19 protein-coding genes, 1 pseudogene and 1 riboswitch are annotated in these 23,039 nt (G+C 27.1%); of the genes and pseudogenes, 4 read left to right on the forward strand and 16 right to left on the reverse strand.

Going from position 1 to position 23,039, the window contains the following annotated elements; genetic code table 11:
* Window positions 1-276: 276 nt before the first annotated feature.
* The 6 genes from B2W91_RS01680 to B2W91_RS01705 all read right to left on the reverse strand — a co-directional run bounded on the left by B2W91_RS01680 (window position 277) and on the right by B2W91_RS01705 (window position 6,594).
* Window positions 277-1,071, reverse strand: coding sequence for a polysaccharide deacetylase family protein (locus B2W91_RS01680; RefSeq protein WP_291578526.1), 795 nt, complete (start codon window positions 1,069-1,071; stop codon window positions 277-279).
* 194 nt (window positions 1,072-1,265) lie between these two features.
* On the reverse strand, window positions 1,266-3,122 hold the full coding sequence (locus B2W91_RS01685) for an LTA synthase family protein (RefSeq protein WP_291578527.1): 1,857 nt from the start codon (window positions 3,120-3,122) through the stop codon (window positions 1,266-1,268).
* A 218-nt stretch (window positions 3,123-3,340) separates the two neighbouring features.
* A complete protein-coding gene (gene cobT / locus B2W91_RS01690; RefSeq protein ID WP_291578528.1) occupies window positions 3,341-4,417 on the reverse strand; it encodes a nicotinate-nucleotide--dimethylbenzimidazole phosphoribosyltransferase in 1,077 nt (358 codons plus the stop codon).
* Between the two features lie 462 nt (window positions 4,418-4,879).
* Entirely contained in the window at window positions 4,880-5,035 is a 156-nt protein-coding gene (locus B2W91_RS01695) for a CPC_1213 family protein (protein ID WP_163247980.1), read from the reverse strand.
* Window positions 5,036-5,684: 649 nt separating this feature from the next.
* Complete coding sequence (locus tag B2W91_RS01700; protein ID WP_291578529.1) at window positions 5,685-6,359, reverse strand: uracil-DNA glycosylase; 675 nt, start codon at window positions 6,357-6,359, stop codon at window positions 5,685-5,687.
* Between the two features lie 49 nt (window positions 6,360-6,408).
* Complete coding sequence (locus tag B2W91_RS01705) at window positions 6,409-6,594, reverse strand: hypothetical protein (protein ID WP_291578530.1); 186 nt, start codon at window positions 6,592-6,594, stop codon at window positions 6,409-6,411.
* A gap of 554 nt (window positions 6,595-7,148) precedes the next feature.
* Here B2W91_RS01705 and B2W91_RS01710 point away from each other — a divergent pair.
* The gene (locus B2W91_RS01710) at window positions 7,149-7,880 is read left to right on the forward strand and encodes an NAD-dependent protein deacylase (RefSeq protein WP_291578531.1); all 732 of its coding nucleotides are present in this window, start codon (window positions 7,149-7,151) and stop codon (window positions 7,878-7,880) included.
* 169 nt (window positions 7,881-8,049) lie between these two features.
* Here B2W91_RS01710 and B2W91_RS01715 read toward each other — a convergent pair whose 3' ends face one another.
* The 5 genes from B2W91_RS01715 to B2W91_RS01735 all read right to left on the reverse strand — a co-directional run bounded on the left by B2W91_RS01715 (window position 8,050) and on the right by B2W91_RS01735 (window position 15,233).
* Window positions 8,050-9,003 carry a patatin-like phospholipase family protein gene (locus tag B2W91_RS01715; protein WP_291578532.1) on the reverse strand — a complete coding sequence of 318 codons (954 nt, stop codon included), beginning with the start codon at window positions 9,001-9,003 and terminating at the stop codon, window positions 8,050-8,052.
* Between the two features lie 15 nt (window positions 9,004-9,018).
* The gene (gene abc-f, locus B2W91_RS01720) at window positions 9,019-10,935 is read right to left on the reverse strand and encodes a ribosomal protection-like ABC-F family protein (protein WP_291578533.1); all 1,917 of its coding nucleotides are present in this window, start codon (window positions 10,933-10,935) and stop codon (window positions 9,019-9,021) included.
* Window positions 10,936-11,135: 200 nt separating this feature from the next.
* Window positions 11,136-11,273, reverse strand: coding sequence for a hypothetical protein (locus B2W91_RS01725; protein ID WP_291578534.1), 138 nt, complete (start codon window positions 11,271-11,273; stop codon window positions 11,136-11,138).
* 597 nt (window positions 11,274-11,870) lie between these two features.
* Window positions 11,871-13,325, reverse strand: a complete 1,455-nt coding sequence (locus B2W91_RS01730) for a potassium/proton antiporter (protein WP_291578535.1) — start codon at window positions 13,323-13,325, stop codon at window positions 11,871-11,873.
* A gap of 501 nt (window positions 13,326-13,826) precedes the next feature.
* Complete coding sequence (locus tag B2W91_RS01735; RefSeq protein WP_291578536.1) at window positions 13,827-15,233, reverse strand: MATE family efflux transporter; 1,407 nt, start codon at window positions 15,231-15,233, stop codon at window positions 13,827-13,829.
* 579 nt (window positions 15,234-15,812) lie between these two features.
* On the opposite strand from B2W91_RS01735, the gene B2W91_RS01740 reads away from it, so the two are divergent.
* Window positions 15,813-16,970: a sensor histidine kinase gene (locus B2W91_RS01740; RefSeq protein WP_291578538.1), complete on the forward strand. Its 1,158-nt coding sequence runs from the start codon at window positions 15,813-15,815 to the stop codon at window positions 16,968-16,970.
* Between the two features lie 144 nt (window positions 16,971-17,114).
* Here the strand turns inward: B2W91_RS01740 and B2W91_RS01745 are convergent, their stop codons facing one another.
* Together B2W91_RS01745 and B2W91_RS01750 are read right to left on the reverse strand one after the other, a co-directional pair.
* Window positions 17,115-17,624, reverse strand: a complete 510-nt coding sequence (locus B2W91_RS01745) for a hypothetical protein (protein ID WP_291578539.1) — start codon at window positions 17,622-17,624, stop codon at window positions 17,115-17,117.
* A 5-nt stretch (window positions 17,625-17,629) separates the two neighbouring features.
* A complete protein-coding gene (locus tag B2W91_RS01750; RefSeq protein WP_291578540.1) occupies window positions 17,630-18,031 on the reverse strand; it encodes a DUF4430 domain-containing protein in 402 nt (133 codons plus the stop codon).
* 294 nt (window positions 18,032-18,325) lie between these two features.
* Window positions 18,326-18,507: riboswitch (cobalamin riboswitch) on the reverse strand.
* Between the two features lie 273 nt (window positions 18,508-18,780).
* Here B2W91_RS01750 and B2W91_RS01755 point away from each other — a divergent pair.
* Window positions 18,781-19,551: an exodeoxyribonuclease III gene (locus B2W91_RS01755; protein ID WP_291578541.1), complete on the forward strand. Its 771-nt coding sequence runs from the start codon at window positions 18,781-18,783 to the stop codon at window positions 19,549-19,551.
* 277 nt (window positions 19,552-19,828) lie between these two features.
* On the forward strand, window positions 19,829-20,200 hold the full coding sequence (locus B2W91_RS01760; protein ID WP_291578542.1) for a hypothetical protein: 372 nt from the start codon (window positions 19,829-19,831) through the stop codon (window positions 20,198-20,200).
* A gap of 101 nt (window positions 20,201-20,301) precedes the next feature.
* Here the strand turns inward: B2W91_RS01760 and B2W91_RS01765 are convergent, their stop codons facing one another.
* From B2W91_RS01765 to B2W91_RS01775, 3 genes and pseudogenes are all read right to left on the reverse strand, one after another.
* On the reverse strand, window positions 20,302-20,829 hold the full coding sequence (locus B2W91_RS01765) for a permease (protein WP_291578543.1): 528 nt from the start codon (window positions 20,827-20,829) through the stop codon (window positions 20,302-20,304).
* A gap of 4 nt (window positions 20,830-20,833) precedes the next feature.
* A pseudogene (locus B2W91_RS01770) lies at window positions 20,834-21,248 on the reverse strand (permease).
* Between the two features lie 269 nt (window positions 21,249-21,517).
* On the reverse strand, window positions 21,518-22,963 hold the full coding sequence (locus B2W91_RS01775; RefSeq protein WP_291578544.1) for an amino acid permease: 1,446 nt from the start codon (window positions 22,961-22,963) through the stop codon (window positions 21,518-21,520).
* Window positions 22,964-23,039 lie beyond the last annotated feature (76 nt).

Below are 23,039 nucleotides of genomic sequence, written 5' to 3' on the forward strand. Positions count from 1 at the left end.
ATTAAACTGCTTTTATAGAAAATTTATTTTCCAGAGTATATATTAAGTTTTCATATTATATCCCTATAAATAATACATATGCATCTTTTTGTTATATACTATATCACATATAACAGTTTTTTAAAATAAATTCTGCCAAGTTTTTCATAGTAAGACTCTAATCATTTAATCTCATTCTTTCTTATCATTTTGATTTTTGATACTATATTATACTAAAAAAACCATGGCTTATACCATGGTTTTTTATATCACAACTCCCTGAGTCTAAAAATTAATTCAAAAAGAATCGCAAGTAGGACTCTCATTATGTCTATTCATAATTTTCTTTTCTAAAAGCCTATCGTGATCTTCTTGAGAAATATCATTTAAAGCCTTAAATTCATATCCTTGTTCTTTTAATGCTTTAATTACATATTTTAAGGCAGCAGGAGTAGTTTTATTGCTGTTTCCATCATGCATTAATATCATTAGTGTAGATTTATCTAAATTTTTCTTATTCATTTCCATTGTAAAATTTTTTATCAATTTTTCTACAGGAATATTAACTCCTATAGCATCTTCTAAAGACACATTCCAATCTACATAATATAATCCTCTACTAACTAGTTCACCTCTTATATCTTTTAATACCTCTTTATTAGGTACTCTAGTGCATGACCCGCCTGGCATCCTCATATAAATACTAGGTTCTTCTTTAGTAATATCATTTATGGCTACATAGCATTTTTCATAGTCTTGAAAATATGCTTCCTTGGAACTATAATTTTTATCTAAATGAGAATTGCTGTGTAGGCATATTCCATGTCCCTCATCTTGAACTTGTTTTAATATTTCAGGGTTCTCCATAGCCATTTTACCAATAATAAAAAAAGTACCTTTTATATTTTCCTCTTTTAAAACTTTTAATACTTCTAATGTGACTTCGCAAGGACCATCATCAAAAGTTAAATAAACAACTTTCTTTTCATTTGACGTACTATCGTTACCTTCTGTTAATCCAAAAGCAGGGGTAGATATTGTCAATAGAAAAAAAGTTAAAATTAATGCTATAACTCCCTTTACATTCTTCATCTTTCTCACCTTCTGTTATATTTTCAATAACAATAGTATTCCTTAAAAAATATTAAATTATCCACATATAAATCATCTTGAGAAAATAACAGATATTCAATCTAGAAATCATATATACTATATCAAAATCAATGTTATAAATTATTCTTTATCAATGAAAAACTGCTAGAGTGTATCTAGCAGTTTTTCATTTATTACTTGGAAATTTTCTTAAAATAATCTCCTCTTATAATCTTATCAGAGAGCTCTATACTATTTTCGAGGTGTTCAATATCACTTTCCGTTATCTCTCCCTTAATTTTAAAATCAGAAAGTATTACATTATTTTTATTGGTGTTTAATAAATTTTTTCCCATGGCATATTTATAGTTTTCTTTATCTACCCCCATCAAATAAGCCACTGTAGGAAGCGTATCTATTTGTCCTCCATAAGTAGAAATAGTTTCACCCTTTAATCCTTTGCTATAAATTAATAGAGGTATTTTATTTTCATTATCTAACCACCATTGCTCTTTAGGTTCAATTTGATTAATTCTATCTTGAAAATACTTATGGACGCCAGTATGATCTCCATAAAGTACTACCACTGTATTATCAAGTATACCTTCCTCATCTAATTTTTGTATAAACTCTCCTATAGCACTATCGGTATAATTAACAGATTGAAAATAATCTCCTAATTCATTTTTATCAAAATCCACATCAAGATTAAGATTTTTATATTCTTTAGGAAGCTTAAAAGGAGTATGACTAGTTAAAGTTACTGTAAAACCGTAAAAAGGTTGTCTTTGTTCTTTTATAAGATTAATAGCTTGATTAAAATAAGATTTATCGCTAATACCTAATCCTATTTTCTCACTGGTATCTAAATTCTCTGCTGAAACAAACTTATCAAATCCAATAGAGACTAATGCATTTCTGTAATTCCAATAATTTCCGCTATCTGGATGAATAGCAATAGAAGAATAACCTAATCCTTCCATTAAATTTGGAAGTGAATGTGGATAAGTATTATTAGGATATCTAAAAAATGTTGAACCTTCTCTTACTGGATGAACTGATGTATTCATAATTAAATCACTATCTGAACTATTTCCATTCCATACCTGTTCATGAAAATTATCAAAATACAAAGAATTGCTTATCATTTTATTTATATTAGGAGTTATTTCTTGACCATTTATTTCTTTATTTATAACAAAATTTTCAAGAGACTCAACTTGAATAAATAATAAATTTTTTCCTTTAAACATATCTTTATATTTATTATCTATTAAATTTTCGTCGTTATTTTTATACCAATTATCTATTTCTTGCAATTTTTCCTTTGAAAATTCATAAGGTTTTACGTTTAGATAAAAATTATATAAATCATATACATGATATCCTATAGGACCTAAATAAAACATTTTATTATCTGGCATCATACTTTTACTAAAAGATTTTTCTCCACTAAAACTTTGGAAGTTTTTATTTATATTTAAGAAGTTTATGGATAAATATAAAATAGAAAATATGGTTAATGTAAAAAATAATTTTTTACTTTTTTTATTAGAATTTATTGTTTTTCTTTTTTTAAACAAGAAAATGGTTACAAATATATCTATTAAAAATAAAATGTCTATTGGTCTAAATATAGCTAAAATAGAACTTCCTAAGTTTTCTGTATTAGATCCCATTTGAAATACAAATAAATTGAAATAACTTGAAAAACTTCTATAAAAACATAAATCTGTTATCATGATGATTGATATTACTATATTTAAAATAAATAGTATTTTAAATTGTGTTTTCTGATTGAACAACAAACTTATTGATAAAAGTAATATTATACTACTTAAATACATTGGAATTACTGGTATATTAGTTATCATTCTACTTAAATTAATAGAAGATGCTCCTACTGAATCTATTACTGCCATAAAAAGAATTGTTTTTATTAAAAGATTTAAGACAGTAAAAAAATAATATTTATAATCAATAAATACATCTGATATTCTTTGAGGAATTGTTTCTTTTATCTTAGGTTGTTGTAAATTTATATCATTCATAATTTCCTCCTCATTAATTGTTATGCTGAATTATATCTGAGTATTTAAACTATATTTTAATCCCTCACTAAAATGTTTTTTCTTTAGTTTCAAATTTATAATTGATTTTTTTAACTAGCAAAGAAATTGCTAGTTAAAAAAATCCATTAAAAAGTTAATTCTTTATTATTAATTTAAAATTCATTACTAACTTTTAAATTGCTTAAAAAATCTTCCTCTTAAATTTCCTTTCTGATATCAATATAGTCATCGCTGCATATACTAGCTTCCTCAAAGGTCGCCATGTGTTTCATTGTATATAGTGCTGCATCAATTATGTTAAAAGCTAACGGACATCCTGAGCCCTCACCTAATCGCATTTTTAAATTTAATATAGGCTCTAAATTTAATTCCTTCATCATATATAGCGCTCCTGGTTCAGCAGATAGATGAGATGGAAACATAAATTCTCTAGCATGTGGATTTAATCTTTGAGCACAAAGTGCTGCCGCAGATGCAATAAATCCATCTATAACTATAGGAACTCTATTTTTAGCTGCCCCAATAAAGCATCCACAAAGTCCTGCAATATCATATCCTCCTACTTTACTTAATACATCTATTACATCATTACTAGAAGGCTTGTTTACTTCAATAGCTTTTTTAATAACTTCTATTTTATGATTTAGCTGTTCATCTGTAAGTCCAGAACCTTTCCCAGTAACCTTGTCCACATCAATTCCAGATAATACACTTAGTACTGCTGCACTTGTTGTAGTATTTCCTATCCCCATTTCTCCAGTACCTAAAATATTATAACCTTGACTTACTAGCTGATCCACAACTTCAATTCCTGTTTCTATAGCTTTTATTGTTTGTTCTCTAGTCATTGCAGGTTCCTTAGTCATATTCTTTGTACCATAAGAAATTTTTTTGTCTATTATTTTATCACTTTTTATATCCGAGTTTACTCCAATATCTACTATGGTTAAATCAGTGTTAGTAAACTCTGAAAGTACACATACTCCTGTAATTCCTTTAGTAAAATTATAAGTTACCGTTTCCGTTACTTTTTGAGGACAAGTACTTACCCCCTCTTCTACTACACCATTATCAGCGCACATTATAATAATACTTCTCTTAGAAAGCTCATTATAAATATCACCTGTTATTCCAGCAGTTTTTGCTACTATATCTTCTAATATCCCTAAACTACCTATAGGCTTGGACAATGAATCTAACCTTACCCGTGCTTTTTCCTCCGCTTCTTTATATGAAGGTCTTATACTTTCTAAAGCATTGTTTAATATATCCATGGAAGCTTCTCCCCTTATCAAATAGAGTAAACAGATGACAAATATATCATCTGTTATTTTGATCTAAGACATCTAAAAGGAAATAATAAATCAAAGATGTTAGTATATTTTAAGCATATGAAATAAAATAGCTAGTTAAAGATGCGAAATATATTTTGCATCAGACAAGAAGACAGGTTTTCATGATAGTTTAACTATCATGGAGTTCTGTGAGCGTAGTATGATACAAAATAGATAAGCATACTGACTAGTTATTTTTTGAATATGCTTCAATCAGACAAGGCGCTAGGCTCTGCTCATAGTAGAGCTATGGGCAGGTTCTGTAAGCGTAGTATGATTGAAAATAGGTTAACATACTAATCTACTATTTTTTGAATATGCCTAATATAAGTTTATGATATAAACATAATAAAATCAATAAAACTTAATAAATCTTAAGCGTACATTAATGCATTTCTAATGCTATATTTTGAAATCTGTTGGGTCATATTCTTTAGCTTTAGGTTCACCAAACACTGCCCTAGCGCTCTCTGCTTGAGGATCATGCTTTATATTTTTCTTTTTAAATTTTCCGTCCTGCATTTTATTATTTTTGGTGTTTCTCATCTTACTACTCATTCAAATCACTCCTTTCTCAATTTTAGCTTCTCCTATAGAATATTTAAATATTCGTGAACTACTACTTACTTAATTGAAGTGGTAGCTTCGTGGCCAATACTCCCAATGAAGCAAGTTTACCCACACTCAAAAGATTGAACCAAACTAATTCTTATATTCTGATGGTGTAGGATATTTAATTTATGAATTTTGATAACTGACTATTAGGATGTGCTTTGAATAATATATGTACATAATCAATGCATAAAAAAATAGCTGTATTAAAATACAACTACTTTTCCTGTGTTTCAATTTCAAATTTTAAATTTTTACGTTTAAAATTAATATTTACCTTGAATATGCAGCATAAAGCCATGCTCCATATTATTACACAAAGAATAGCTCCCAAAATCATTTCGCTCTTTCTCCTTTTTACCCAAAAATTTTGAAGTACTATTTCTGATCTTTTACAAATATATGTTTATTTCACAATATATTTTATTTAATGTCAATCTTTTTTTAAGAAGTATGTCTCCTTTTAAATCAGCCCTTTTTCCCCTAAATATCTTTTTACTTCTTGTGAAGGTACCTTCCAAACTCCTTATTCTTTTATTGCTAATTTTTAAAGATATATTATGTAATTGTCAAAACGAAATCAATTGTAACCTATTTATATGTTTTTAATCTGCCAATCAATTGGATCTTTATTTAAGCTTTTTAATATATCATTAGCTTTCATAAAATGATTACATCCAAAAAATCCTCTACTAGCAGATAACGGACTTGGATGGACTGCCTTTAACATAAAATGATTCTTATTTGTTATAATCTTAGATTTTTCTTTTGCATTATTTCCCCAAAGAATAAATATCACAGGATCCTCTCTATCATTTAAAATCGACATTATTCTATCAGTAAATATCTCCCATCCCTTATTTCTATGAGAATTTGCCTCTCCTGCTCTAACAGTAAGTGCCGTATTAAGTAATAATACTCCTTGTTCTGCCCAATCAACCAGATATCCATTATTAGGAATATAGCACTCTAAACTATTCTGAAGTTCTTTATACATATTCAGTAATGAAGGTGGTATTTTTACCCCTGACTTTACTGAAAATGCTAATCCATGAGATTGGTTAGGTCCATGGTAAGGATCCTGACCTAATATAACTATTTTTGTATCCTTATATGAAGTTAACTTTAAAGCATTAAATATATTGTGTTTATCTGGGTAAATAGTTTTAGTCTTATACTCTTCAACCAAAAATTGCCTAAGTTTTTTATAATAGTCTTTTTCAAACTCATCTTTTAATAGTTCATCCCAATCATTATTTAAAACAACCATAATTTTCTCCTTTATATTAGTTACTATAATTTTTATAATAAAATTATCTTTAATATTTTAATATAATAACTTTATTCTCTGTAAATTTATTTGTCTCCAATTTCTGTCTTTTAATTACATAACCTGTTCTGACTATTACAGCTAAAATAACTATTATGCCTCCTATTATTGAATAAATTTCTGGCTTTTCGCCAACAACTATTAATACCCAAATAGGATTTAATATAGGTTCCATACTCCTAGTATAGCGGCATAAATAGGAAAAGTGTATTGAATCAATATAGCATTTGCTGCAAGTAGAAGTTACAAACAATATCATAGTTGCACTATAACATAGTATTATCAATAAATTGTTTACAGTAAGCTTAAAATTAGGTCTTTCATTATTAATAAAAACATTAATGCAGTAAATAAATTTCTTAGTGCCAAAATAGTCATAGCATTCCAACTAATCAATTTTATAAAGCCCCCGCCTAAACTCCATAATATTACAGCAATTAAAAGAAAATTTATATTTTGACTCCTACGTCTATATTAAACACTCTCCTTCTTAAATATACCTCATTTTTATTTGGTAAATATATACTACATATAATACATTATTACGCAAAATAATAAAAGTTATCATTTAGTAGTGAATGTGTATCCTAATTATAAAATTGATGCTTTATTCTCAAATAATTGCTTTTAATTATTAAAATCTTATTTTGCCTAATAGCCCTAATAAATATATTTCTAAAAGCCTTTTTATTCCATTAATCTTTGGTATAATAATTATGAGGTGATTACATGTGTATTGAAAATTTAAAACATATTATTAAAAATTCTGATAACATAGTATTTTTTGGCGGTGCAGGGGTATCTACAGAATCTTCTATACCTGATTTTAGATCTGCTGATGGATTATATAATTCTTCTAATAATAAAAAATATAATCCTGAAGAAATACTAAGTCATAGTTTTTTCATAAGATATCCAGAAGACTTCTTTAGATTTTGCAAAGAAAAAATGATATATCCTAATGCTTCTCCTAACAGTTGTCACTATGCCCTATCAAAACTTGAAAAGATGGGTAAGCTAAAAGCAGTTATAACTCAAAACATAGATGGTTTACATCAACTTGCAGGAAGTAAAAATGTATTAGAACTTCATGGATCTGTCCATAGAAATTTTTGTACAAAATGTAATAAAAAATTTAGTTTAGATTATGTTTTAAATAGTGATACATTAATACCTTATTGTGATAATTGTGGTGGAATTGTGAGACCTGATGTTGTGCTGTATGAAGAATCTTTAAATCAGCAAATTTTAACTAGCTCTATAGAAGCTATCACAAATGCAGATACTTTAATTGTAGGTGGTACATCCTTAGTTGTTCATCCAGCTGCTGGCCTTATAAGATATTTTAAAGGGAAAAATTTAGTACTAATAAATAAATCCTCTACTCCTTATGATAATTATGCTCACTTAGTTATAAATGAAAGCATAGGAAAGGCATTAAGCTTTATAAATGAAGAATAGGTTAAATCCTTAGATATTAAGGATTTATAATGAAGAATTCAGGAAAAANNAAATTTATTTTAAGAAAACTTCGAAGGCTTTGACCCTGGAGTTTTAATCATGTAGATCTTTCAGAAAACAAGTTAAAACTTCTCCACAGAGGGAGAAGTTTCTATAACTATATTTCTTATTAAAGTTTTAGTTCTTTTATGATTTTAACTGTATCCTTATATCCAAGTTCCATTCTTTTTAGGGCATTTTCTAAGGTGAAATCTAAAGTTCCATTTAAAAAATCTCCAATAGGTTCACTAGGTATAATTTCAATAATTTCTAAGCCTGGAAAAGGTTCTTTATCTATTATATAACCTTTTTTTAAATGAACTGCTATTATTTTTTTATATCCTGCTTCATACAGTGGCAGTATTGGTATATTTTCTACAATCCCTCCGTCGACATATTCAATATCATCAATAATTTCTGTACCAAAAACTATTGGGAGGGCTGAAGTTGCTAGTAAAATTGTTTTAATTTTTTCCTTTTCACAGCTATTTAATTTAAAATATTCTGTGTTCATATTAGTTCTATAACAAAGTATTTTAGGTTTATCTAAAGGAGCTTTACAACAAGAAGCAAAACATTCTATATCTGTATGAGATAATCTCTCTAAATCTACTAAATTATCTAGAATATTTATTATCCCTTCCTTAGAGAATATACCATTAACCTCCATATCTTCAATTCGTTTTTTAAAACTTACACTTCTTTTTCTTTCTCTAAATTTTATATAACTTTCCTTTAAACATCTTAAATAATAAATATGCTTTTTTTCTTTTAAATAACTCTTTTCACCATTAGTATTTTTCACCTTTTTATCATCATAGTTTTTTTGAATAGTTTTTACGATATTTTCTTTTTTATTTTCCTTTCCAAATGCCTTTTCTGGCGATATAGACGTCCATAAATTTAAGGCTAGATCATATTCACCTAAAGCAAATAATATACCATTTAATGCCCCTATAGATGCTCCTGCCACAGCACCTATAGAATCCTCTATACCATAGTCCTTAAGCGCTTTCCATACTCCTATTTGATAAGCACCTTTTCCTCCACCACCAGCTAGAGCAAGCCCCATTCTCTCCTTCATAAACTCACCCCTTTATTAAATCAATTGCTCCCATTTTCTTATTAGTTCTTCTAAACTATTTTCTATAAACAATTTTTCCTGATATAAAGTATTTAAACTTTCATAATCTATAGAATCGGATGCCATTTCTTTCTCAATATCTTTTAATTTTACTTCTAGAGATGATATTTCCTCTTCTAAATCTTCCACTTTTTTATCTTTACTTTTTAGTCTTTTATCTTCATCAGTATTTTTATATATTTTTTTGCTAATATTTTTTTCATTTATAGTTTTTATTTTATTTTTATCCTCATTTTTCTTTTCTTTATAATAATCATAGTCACCTATATATGAATTTAATTTACCACTATTTAATTCAACTATACCATGACATAATTGATTTATAAAATATCTATCATGAGATACAAAGAAGATACTACCTTCAAATTCTTTTAAGCACTCTTCTAATACTTCTCTTGAATCAATATCTAGGTGGTTGGTAGGCTCATCTAATATTAATAAGTTAACCTCATCATACATAAGTTTGCATAAACATAATCTACTTCTTTCTCCACCTGAAAGATTTTTGACTTTCTTAAAAACTTCTTCACCAAAAAACATATATTTTGCAAGATACTCCCTTGCCTTACCTTCAGTTATTGCAATGTCTTCCCTAAAACACTGTAAAACAGTATTTTCCTCATTGTTAAACTTAATCTTTTGAGGTAAATAACCTAACTTCACTGAAGCTCCTAGCTCTGCTATACCACTATCTCTAAAGTAATCTCTTTCATTAAAGCTTTCATCAAAATTATTTAAAAGAATTTTTAAAAGTGTTGATTTTCCTGTACCGTTGTCTCCAATAAGAGCTATTTTTTCTCCATAAGTTAAAAGGAAATTAGCTTTATCTAATAAAATCTTATCATTGAATCTTTTACATAACTCTTTAATTTTTATTACTTCTTTACCAGAACGATTTTTTACCTCTAATGATAATTTTATATTCTCCTTCTCTGTTTTGGGCCTTTGAAATTTTTCCATTTTTTCTAATCTTTTTTCCATACTTGCTGCTCTTCTGAAAAATTTAACATTATCAGCTCTTTTTCCCCATTCCCTTAAGTCTTTTATAGTTTTTTCCATAGATTTTATCTTCTTTTGTTGATTTTCATAAGCTTCTAACATTCTAAGAATATTATCTTCTTTTTCTTTAACATATGAAGAATAATTTCCTATATAAACTGTAGATACCATATCTTCGATTTCTACAATTTTATTAACAACTCTATCTAAAAAATATCTATCATGAGAAACAATAATTGATACCCCTTTATATTCCTTTAAATAATCCTCAAGCCACTCTATAGATTTTAAATCTAAATGATTGGAAGGCTCATCTAAGAGCAAAATCTTTGGTGACTCTAGTAATATCTTACCCAATATTACAGTAGTTTTTTCTCCACCACTTAAACTATTGAATATTCTATTTTTAAAACTCTCAGTAATTTTTAAGCCATTACAAATCTTACTTAGCTTTTCTTCTATATCATATCCTCCTAGAATTTCAAAAGACTTTTGTAACTCTTCATATTTATATAAAACTTTTTCCAAATCTTTTCCTTGAAGTATAGACATTTTATTTTCTAGTATCTTCATCTCCCTTGCAATCTCATTAACTTCATCAAAAGCTAAATCAAGTACATCTATTACCTTAAAATTATCATTATACTGAGGAAGTTGATCTAAATATCCTATGGTTGCATCTTTTCTTACAGTTACCATACCTCCATCATTACCTTCTATTCCACCAATTATTTTTAAAAGTGTACTTTTACCACATCCATTTCTTCCTATTAATCCTATTCTTTCTCCGCTATGAACCTCAAAGTTTATGTCCTCTAAAATCATTGTAGCTCCATAGTATTTTGAAACTTTATTTAAAGCTAACTCTATCATAGTAATACCTCCATTTACTTCTCTAATTATTAATTTTTTATAAAATAAAATAAGCCTAATAATATCCATAGAGCTTTCGTTCATACTTATGGACATATCGGCTTACAAGAATAGCTATTCTTTTTTAAATATTAAAAGCTCTATGGAAAACCCATAGAGCTCAAAAAACACTTTTCCTTATAAAAAAGCTAAAGATATACTCATGGATTTACACTTATATTAGCAATATACTTAAAAAAGGACAGACTACTCCCGTAAAAAACAACATTTCCATTTTTTGCAACGGAACTACTATACTTTTGGTTTTTATCTGTCATATTGCTAATATTAAATTCCATTTTCTACCCTCCTTTTCTTAGACATTTATATATTTTGTAATTAAAATATTATATTACTTATATTCTAATTTATTTATGTATATATTTCAACAATTTTTAATATTTATTTTATTTCTATTCTTCTTTTTTCAATTTTACCCTCATTTAACTTTGGAATAACTATGTTTATAGGGTTCCACAATGGAAATCTAACTTATGCATGATTTTAATTTCCACAATAAAATTTTTATAATGAATTAAAAATTAAAGCTAAAGACAGTAATGATTATTCTCACTACTGCCTTTCATATTTTAACTAAACATCCTTATCTTTCAACATTTGATTTATCTTAATTAAAATTTTATATTTTATAAGATTCCTAAATAATCCACGGCCATACCCTTTTAGAAATCCAAATTTTCTAGCAAAATTACCTAATTTAGTATAAATTTTCACTTCACTTTTCTATTAGCAAATATACTTACTTAGCTAATCTCTCAATATTTGCTCCTAATTTCTCCATAATTTTCTGTTAAATGATGATGTTATTTTAAATATTATATTGGAAAATTATCTCTATAGCCTTTCACCTTTATATTATCAATCTTTTAAATTTATTATTTTATACATTTTCTTATGTCAAATATATCTTCTTTTTTTTCTGAAGTTATGATTAATTTATCCCCTGCTTCTAACACGGTAGAACCATTAGGTGTAACATATTTTCCATTACGATTAATGGTAATGATTAAGGAGGTTTTAGGAAATTGAATATCAACAATAGGCTTATTTATAATTTTAGAATCTTTATCAATTTTAATCTCAAATAGCTGATTCTTAAAACTATCGTACCTATCTACCAACTTATCCTTATCTAAATTTCCCATATCCTCTTCAGCTAGATCTAAAAGCTTTGCTACTTTAGGCAAAAAAGTGCCTTGAATTAAAACAGAAGTAACAGATATAAAGAATACTATATTAAATATCATAGGTGCAATATCTATCCCTGCTAACAATGGATAAATTGAAAAAACTATAGGTGCGGCTCCCCTTAATCCAACCCACGATATTAACAACTTTTCTTTAATTGTAAAATCAAAAAATGATAGTATTATAAAGACACAAAGTGGTCTTGCGACCAAAACCATAAATACTGATATCATAATCCCTGTGCCGCTAATAGCTGTAAGTTGACTCGGAAATACTAATAGTCCTAGGGTTATAAATAAAATTATTTGCATAAGCCAAGATTGACCTTCAAAAAATTTCATTACAGTTTTTTTGTGTATAAAACTACTGTTTCCTAGTATTAATCCTGAAATATATATAGCTAAAAATCCATTTCCACCAACTAAATCTGTAATTGAAAAAGTAAATATAGCCATAGCTATAGTTAATACTGGATATAGCCCATCGATGTCTAACTTAATCTTATTAATTATAAACACCATAAGCTTACCAAAAAAGACTCCTAGTAATGAACCAAGAACCATTTGCATAAAAAATAATGCAATAAAGCTAGCTATACTCATATTGCCTTCTGTTAAAAGACCAAGAATTGATATAGTTAACATATAAGCCATAGGATCATTGCTACCACTTTCCAGTTCCAATAATGGTGCCAAATTCCCTTTAAGTTTTAAACTTTGTGAACGAAGTATGGAAAATACCGCTGCGGCATCAGTAGAGGAAACAATTGAACCTAATAACATTCCTTCTAAAAAACTCAAATCTGTTATAATGTAAACAAAGCATCCTACTGTTATAGCAGTAATTAAAACTCCACATGTGGATAAAAATACTCCCTGCTTAAATACCGGTTTTATAACATCAAATTTTGTATCTAATCCACCAGAGAATAAAATGAAGCTTAATGCAACAGTTCCTATAAATTGTGCTATTTTGGGATCATAAAAATAAATTTTCCCTATACCATCAGAACCTGCTAACATACCAACAACTAAAAATAATATTAAAGTTGGTATTCCAATTTTATATAATATCTTACTAGCAAAAATACTAACAAAAAGTAGTATAGAGCTTATAAGTAAAATATTCTCTACTGTTAGCATATTTTTCACCTCCAAAAGTTTTAAGATTTATTGTATGAGGCATCTGAAAAAACACGCCAAAGATATTAGTATATTTTATATCAAACAAGGCGTCAGGTTCTGTTCATAGTGGTGCTATGAGCGGGTTCTGACAACGTAGCATGATAGAAAACAGACTAACATACTGGTTTGTTAATTTTTTAAAGATGCCTAAAGCCGTTAATTTCCTTATTTAAATCTTTACACTTTAAATAAGTCTTAAATTTCTTTATGGAGTAATGTATATAGGAGCTCATATCTTTATTATAACACAGTTCGCATAAAGACTTCTATAACTTGGATTAAATTTTTCTATAAAATCAAATCTGAAAAATAGCCAATTAATATATTATATATGAATCTATTAAAAGTTTTATGGATTTTTCTCTATCAATCACAGCCTACATTTATTTATCTTTATTTTTCTTTTTTATAATAGGTAAATATTTCATTAAAATAAAATAAGCCTATTATGGGCTTATTTTAAATAGCAATTTTACTTTCATTTTCTATATCTATATCTTTTACAACATTATTAATCCACTTGTTTGAAATAAATCTTTTAACTAATACCACTACTTTTATGGCTTCTTCAATAGCAGTCATTAATGCAACTATATAAACAGGAAACTTAAATATAAAGGTAGCGACAAAAGCTAAGGGTATTCCTATAAGCCATAATGTAATTCCCTGCACTATAGCACCAAACTTTGAATCTCCCCCTCCTCTAAGTACACCTACAATGAGCATAACATTGTATACTTTTGCAGTCATAACTACAGCATAGATATACAAAATTAATAGTGCATCATGTAATACAGCCTGTGAAACATTAAATAGTGATAATACCATTGGAGAAGTTAAAGCAAGAATAAAGGATAATGCTAGTCCAACTAATGTAGATACTGAACATAGTCTTCTTGCATAAAGTTTACCTCTTTCTTCCCTTCCTGAACCAATCTCTTTTCCTACAACAACTACTGAAGCATTAGCTAGTCCAAAAGTAATTATCATAAATAAATTTTGAACAGTTGTACAAATTTGTATTGCTGCGGAAGCTTGAGTACCTATTCTTCCATAGATTATTGCATAAGTTACATTTCCAAATCCCCAACAAGCTTCATTAAGCATAACAGGTATTATGGTTGAATAAACACTCTTAACTAACTCTTTACTTATACTAAAAAATTCTTTAAATTTAACTGCTAATATTCCCTTAGTAAAATATATAGGAGTTACTAATATGATTGATTCTACTATCCTTGCAATTAAGGTGGCAAGTGCAGCTCCCTTTACACCCATAGCTAAAAATCCAAATTTACCAAATATAAATACATAGTTTAATATTCCATTACAAATTAATCCTGCTAAACTAGCTACCATAGGAAGTACTGTATTTTCAATGCTCCTAGAAGCTGCAGCAAAATTAAAGCTAACAGCTGTAAATAGATAACTTAAACATACTATAACTAAGTATTCACTTCCTATTCTTATAACTTCTATATCTTTATTAAATATTCCTACAATTGATTTCGGTATTAATAATGCTACAATAGTAAATAATGCAGTTATTATAATACTACTTATAAGTCCAATACCTAATACTTTTCTTATATTTTCCTTATCTTTTTTACCCCAAAGTTGAGATATAAATACAGAACAACCAGAACTTATCCCCATAATAAATATACTAAACAAAAAATAATACTGATTTGCTATACCAACGGAAGCTAGCTCAGTTTCTCCAACCATACCAATCATAACTGTATCTAACATATTTAATGAAGATGCTATTAACTGTTGCAACACAATAGGTATAGACAATAGAAATAAGTTCTTGTAGAACTTCTTGTCATTAAAAAGTTCTTTAAAGTTTATCTTTAAATTCAATTTTATTTCTCCTTTCTTTATGTTTTTAGAATAAAAAAAACACTTCGAAGATTTTCAAAGTGTTTAACTTCAGCACTTGTATATCTTTTTTTTGTAAAAGATATATAAAGCAAATTATTAAATTTTACGCGTTTTTTTAATTCCTATAGAATTATATAAAACTTTTTTTTCTATGTCAATAACTATTGAAATCTATTTGCAAATTATTATGATACTATCCTCTCTTAACTTTGAGAAAAATATTTTTATATGAAGTGTAAATTCTATTTATATAATTTACGCTCAATATAAAAGAAAATTTTCTACTAAATTTTGATACAATATTTCAAATATCTTATATATAAGAAGTAAAAATAATTTAAGCTTGACACAATTTTAATACAGCAAATTAAACCCATTAATTTATGGAAATATATGTAATTATTTTTTACTGTATACTATTTTAGATAGAATAAATGCTTATAAATGCAGCATTTATTTATTGTTCATCCTTTGTTTTCAACCTACGCAGTATTTTACATAATATTTACAATAATGGTGATATAATAAAACATATTCTATACTAAAAGGTGATGTAATGTGAATGATGTAAATTTAATATTAAACGATGAAGACCTATCAGAAATGCTAAATGCCTTAGAAGATTTAAATGAAGCAGGTGATTATGAATATATCTTTGAAAAAAATGTTGTAAAATTCTCAGAGAAACTTAGTAAGGTGGTTGGTTGTAATGAAAAAAAGCTTATGTTAACTGCACTAGAAACTTTATATGAACATATTTGCCCTAGTGACTTAATTTATTTATATTACAAAAGTAAAAAACTTAAAAAAAATAAAAGGTACAGCTCAAAATACAAAATATCAGAAATAAATGAAGATGATATATACATATGTAGGAAAGATACATACAGTAAAAATAATATTCTTTTAAAAGAAGCCTTAGAGTATAGTAATCTTAAAACAGAATTTTTATCAAATATGTCTCATGAACTTAGAACACCTCTTAATATTATATTTAGTTCTATTCAACTCTTTAAGGTATATCTTGATAATGAAGATGATTTACAAAGTAAAGAAAAATTATATAATTATGTTAATATAATGAAACAAAACTGTTATAGACTGTTAAGATTGATTAACAATCTCATCGATTCCACAAAAATTGATGCTGGATTTTTATCTTTAAATATGCATAATCAAGACATAATTTGTATAATAACAAACATATGTAATTCTATTAAAGGTTATATAGAAAGTAAAGATTTAACCTTTACCTATCACAGTACAGTTACTAATAAGATAATGAGTTGTGATGCAGAAAAAATAGAGCAAATAATTTTAAATCTATTATCTAATGCTGTTAAGTTTTCAAAGCCTCATGGTAAAATCCAGTTGAACGTCTCTGAAAATAATGGTAACTTAATCATTTCGGTAAAGGATAATGGTATAGGAATCCCTAAAGAAAAACAAAAGATAATTTTTAATAGGTTTAGACAAGTACAACCTCTTATGAACAGAAATCATGAAGGCAGTGGTATAGGCCTTTCCATTGTGAAATCTCTGGTAGAAATGCATAATGGTGAAATCTCTGTTATAAGTGAAGAAAATGTAGGGAGTGAATTTATAGTGAAAATTCCTATATTACAAAATAAAAATTGTAATTGTAGTGAAAATAAACAAATAAGTTTTAATCCTATAGAAAAGATATATATGGAATTTTCCGATATATATAATTAATAAAGCATTTTAACTCGTGAATTATCTTTATAATTAAATAAAATAAACCTTCTTGTAAATGATATTTAGTAACTCCATTTAATTACAAGAAGGTTTTTTACTTTTTTAATATAATCATTAAATTTAAACAACACAATTTTAAAGTTAATAACTTTTACAATCTTCCTTATTTAATTTTATTAATAACTTATAAATATGTTCTCCTAATAGCATCATTGCTACATAATTTCCTACCATATGGATTATATCATAAGGTATTCCTCTTATCCAATAAGCAACAGCAAAACTAATATCATTTAATATTATATAAGGAAGTGCAAAAAGTGCACCAAAGATTAAGCCGAAAACTCCTGAAAATATAGACCAAAGTAAAAAGTTTTCTTTATTTATCCTTATAAACAATAATGTTAATATAACTAATAATGGCCAAACAAAAGCATAACTAAACCACCATAATCCAATTCCGTAGATTAATCCTTCTATAAGAATAAATAATAGCGCTATAATTATAGCTTTTTTCCTAAATACAAGTGTATAAACAATTAAAAACATTGACACAAGCTCTATATTCGGTAAAAAGCTTAGAAACATTTTTGATACTGTGATTATCGAAGATAATAGCACTATTACAATTAATTCTCTAGTTTTATCCATACTATTTACCAGCCTGTTGTAAATATAAACTCAAACCTATCTCCATCTGCTATCGGAGTTTCGTCTATTCCTGCTGTTGCATCTACTCCGTTTATTGTAAGTTTCCACCACTCCTGTTTATTCTTATCTGCTAAAATTCCATCTACTTTATTTACATATCTTCCAAATTGTGATTTTTCTGCATCTATTATCTTCATCTCGTCTAATGCCTCTCCTAAAAATTCAGCATTTGTCGAATGTTTATGTTCTTTTTCATGGTTATCTTTTTCAGACTTAACAATTACTGTTATATTTTTATTTCCTTCAACGGTTTCAACCTTCGCAAATTTTCCATAAGCAAAATATCCTACAACAGCGATAAGTAAAATTAAAATAGTTGTTATAATTTTTTTATTGTTATTCTTCATAACTATATCCTCCTATATTTTCTATATAAATTAAACTGATGTAAGCCCCTGACTAATTAATTTTTATTTAGCTATATTCAAAAATAGCTGTTCAATATTCTTATATATTTTCTTTCAGATTTCCTAGCTGATTCTATAATAGTTTCTATTTTGAAATAGAAACAACTTATGTATTGCTCCTTTCTATATTTAAATTCTATGTATTACAAAATAAAAAACTCTTTTTCTTTAAAAGTAAAAGAAAAAGAGTAGCTTTCTGTAAAACTAAATCAACCCTTCCCTCCGAAGAAAAGCTTGTGAGTATACTGTTTAATAAGTATCCTGGCTCTCGTTTCAATCTCCGAGCGTCTTCCCAGATAAACTCCAGTGACTATTGCTCTTCGTCAACGATTACAGTAGCGGGGGCTGCTATGGCTTAAAACCATATTCCTTAAGAAACAGCACATATTAACTTAATTAGATTCTATCATATGAAAATTTAAGTTTCAATAAATTTATTAAATAAGTTTACCCTTTAAAAGGGATTAAATTTTTATATTGATAAGAATTATCAATTTATCTTTATTAATAGAGTATTAAATTATATAATGATAGAAAAGGTTAGAATTAATTATTATACATAATATTAAAATATCTATATGTAACTATTATAACAAAATTTTTGTTAATTATTATTTATATTATTAAATATTTTTAATTGAGATGTATTCTATAAGTTTATCTCAAATACTTATGAGAGGAGTTTTACAATGAAAATTTACTCATGGAATGTAAATGGACTTAGAGCCATGTTAAAAAAAGATTTTATTCCTTGGATAATGGAGTTATCTCCTGATATATTATGTATTCAGGAAACTAAACTTCAAGAAGATAACTTAGATGAAAATATAACTAATATTGAAGGCTACCATTCATATTTTTCTCATGGAATAAAAAAAGGCTATAGTGGAGTGGCAATTTATACTAAAGCAAAACCAGAATCTATTAAGAATGGTATTGGTATTGAAAGATTTGATATAGAAGGACGTATATTAATTGCTGAATATGAAGATTTTACTCTTATGAATATCTATTTTCCTAATGGCCAATCTTCTGAAGAAAGACTTCAATATAAAATGGAATTTTATGATGCTATATTAGATTTTTGTAATACGGAAGTATCAAAGGGTACTAATTTAATAATTTGTGGTGATTATAATACTGCTCATACTCCTATGGATATAAAAAATGCTAAAGCCAATGAAAAGACCTCTGGATTTTTACCAATGGAAAGAGCTTGGATAGACAAATTTATATCGAATGGATACATCGATACCTTTAGATATATAAATCCAGATGAAATAAAATATAGTTGGTGGAGCTACAGATTTAAGGCTCGTGAAAGAAATGCTGGATGGAGAATAGATTATTTCTTTGTTTCAGATAATATGATTAATAGAGTTTCAAAGGCAGAGATTTTAAATGAAGTTCTAGGCTCAGATCACTGCCCTATAACCTTAGAAATTGAAAGTCGTGATTAAACTCACGGCTTTTTAATTTATATACTCTTAAATATTAAAGATATTATGTGGGAATAATTATTTTATATTTGAGCATAAAATATTTTTCTTTTCATAAAATATTTTTATAATAAAAACATAAAATATTTATAAATTTTAATTAACGTTAACTTTTTATAAATATTATAGGGTATTTTAACATAATGTTTAAAATATATGTGTGTATAAAATTTGAATTTTTTCCAAATAACTATTAAAATATATCTAATAGTTTAATTATAAGTAAGGAGTGATAGTTATGATGATAAAATTAACTGTTAAAAATCTTATTAATCTAGGCTTATGGGGTAGACTATGTGAGTATAAAGGATGGGATAAGCATATTGTAAGAGACGGGCTAATTTCAGTAGATAGTGAAGTTGAGTTTGATGATGAATTCTTAAAAAAAGATGTCGTTCCAATAGATCAATTAAAAATGTTTTTATTTAATATAAATAGTGATGTAGCAGTTTATTGCGGAATAATGCTAGCAAGGGATTTAGAGGATGCTAAGCTTAGAATAGGAACTATACACAACGTTATTAAAATTAATACTATAGAAGAGATAAGCAAGGAACAATTATATAATCTTAGAAATATGCACCATGTCCTTTATAGAAAACAACTTTAATACTTTTTACTATAATACAATATGTTGCAATTTATTTTATTAAATAAACTTTCATATTAATTTTAAAGCAATAAAAAAGAATGAAGCATATATATACTGCTTCATTCTTTAAATTTATTATAAATTTCTTCTAGATCATTTTTACTTAATAGTCCCTCTATTAAGTATGCTAAAAGTATAATGCTAGGTAGATTTACTAACAGTCTGGTAAAAGTATATTTATATCCAAGTGCTGATAGTTCAAATAAAAATGTTGGTATTTTTGTAGTGCACCAAGCTCCCATAAAAACCATTACATTACTGAATTTGGCTCCTTTTTTAATAAATACAGCAGTTATAGGAAAGGCTGCATATACAGGTCCTGCTGCTAATGAGCCTAATAATATAGCAAGGACTACTCCTAAAATCCCTGAGTTATTTCCCATATATTTTATCATAGTTTCTCTAGGCACCCAAATATCTAAAAGTCCTAATAATAGCATTATAGGTGGTAATACCGCTAGCATTTGTTTAAAGGAATCCAATGCTATTAGTCCTATACTTTGCCCCTTATTAAAATCAATTAGGGCTATTATTAAAGTTATAACTAATATTATTATAAAAAAAGAATATCGTTTTAGCCATTTCATAAAATCACCTCATCATAGCCCCTACAATAAATGCACTTACTATAGAATAAATAAAATAGATTACATTTCNNTAAAGCAGAAATTAATGCTGTAACTTGAGTATAACCTGCTCCACTTTCTAAAAGTAATGATGCTGTAGAAAAAGCTACAAATGTAGGCATTAAAGTTAATGAACCTATTATAGCAGCAGTTATAACCCCCAAAGCTCCAGATTCTTCTCCAATAATAGATGATATATTCTCTGGTGATAGTATAGTAAGTATAATCCCTACTACAAATATAATCCCTAAAAACTGTGGCATTATATTTTCAAAGGACTTTATCCCTGCCAATAATGCACTTTTTGTTTTCTTCCTATCTTTTAAAAAGGAAATCAAATAAAATACACCTACAACTCCATAAAGTAAAAATGTAGTCATTACAAATCCTCCCTAGAAACTATTAAATCTTTATTATATTAATATTAGATTTATAATTTATTAGTTCCTATATTTGTAAATTAGTAAATTTTATTCAAATCTTTTTTAACAAATTGTTAATTTTTATAAAATATTAAAAATTAAAGTCCACCTATTTAAAGATCTTAAGTTTCTAATAAAATATTTATTATGAAACTTAAATCTATATAAAATAGATGGACTCATAAATTATAATGTTTATAATAATATTCAATAATTAAAAATATTTTTTAAAGTTCTTTTGTATTATTTTTTCTCTTAGCAATAGAAGGCAGTATTAACCCTAATCCTATAAGAACAAAAGGTGTTAATATATTAAGGGATATTTGAAAATACCATTCTGGTGTAAAAGCTTCTATTCCCTTTGGAAACATACCCATAATACATGCAAAAGCAGTAAAGACAAAACACCATAATCCAACACCATAGGCTACCTTAGAATTTTTTATAAATCTATATTCTGAAGGATACTTTTCCGTATACTTTTTCCTTAAAAACATATATGCTAAGAATACCCATAAATATCTTAGTGGCATGACTATTGAGTTTAAATCTAACAACCAGTTAAATAAATTGTTCATATCACCAATACCAAGTGCAGGTATTATTATTATAATACTAACTAAAATTGCTGTAACTTTATATCCATTTATCGGTGCTCCATATTTGTTAATTTTAGTTAATGACTTTGGTATATACTCTGGATTTGCATCTCCTAATAATACTTTTAATGGTGCATCTATTGAAAATACTAATGCAGAAATTTGGCCAGTCATGTTAGCAAGAGCATATAGAATTAAGAAAAGGTTTCCTACTCCATAATATTCCCCCAACATTTTAAAAGCATAGTATTGACCATTCATCTTTAGATCTGCCGGAATGCTATTTGCATCAAACATTATTGACATTGCAAATGAACCTAATAATGCTGATACTGCTACCATTATTGCAAGAACTATCATCCCTCTTGGGAAATCTCTTGATGGATTTTTAGCATTATTTACATATGGTGATAATTTTTCTGCGCCACCAACTGCAAAAACTAACATTGATAATGTAGTGAAGTATGCAAAATTAAATTCTGGCATAACTGAACTAAAAGTTATATTTGTTGCAGGCTTAATTCCTCTTATTCCAGGTGCTGCAATTACTAATAATATATANNTATACAATAATGACATTACAAACATTGAAGTACCTGCTAAAGTTCCTATTCTTTTTAAAGATGTAATTCCTCTTGAAGCAATCCATAAAAATACTAAGAATACTACTAGTGATATTAATTGCAATGTTAGCGGATTAATTCCTTTAGTAAAATTTCCGCTTTGTGATATCCCCCACCCTAATGCTATTATTACCGATTGAGGCTTTTGTGCTAAATATGGTATATGCACCACCCAATAAGTCCATCCAGCTAGATAGGCTAATTTTTTACCCATAGTAGCATCAATCCATCCACTTACACCTGAATTACTTTCTTTAAAGGTAGCTCCTAACTCTCCTACCATTAAAACGTAAGGTACAAAATATAATCCTATGATTAATATCCAAGATACTATTACCTTTAATCCTTGGTTAGCAAAATTGTTAACAACATTACCAAAGCCCCATACTGTAACAAAGGCCATTAACGCAAGATTTTGCCATGTAAGCTTTTTACCCTCGTTGTTACTCATATATCATTCTCCTCTTATGTAAAAACATTTTATATAATAATATTTTTACTTAATTTTATTCATGTAAAAATATATT

The sequence above is a fragment of the Clostridium sp. UBA6640 genome (assembly GCF_002455975.1).
In the GTDB taxonomy this organism is placed as follows: domain Bacteria; phylum Bacillota; class Clostridia; order Clostridiales; family Clostridiaceae; genus Clostridium_J.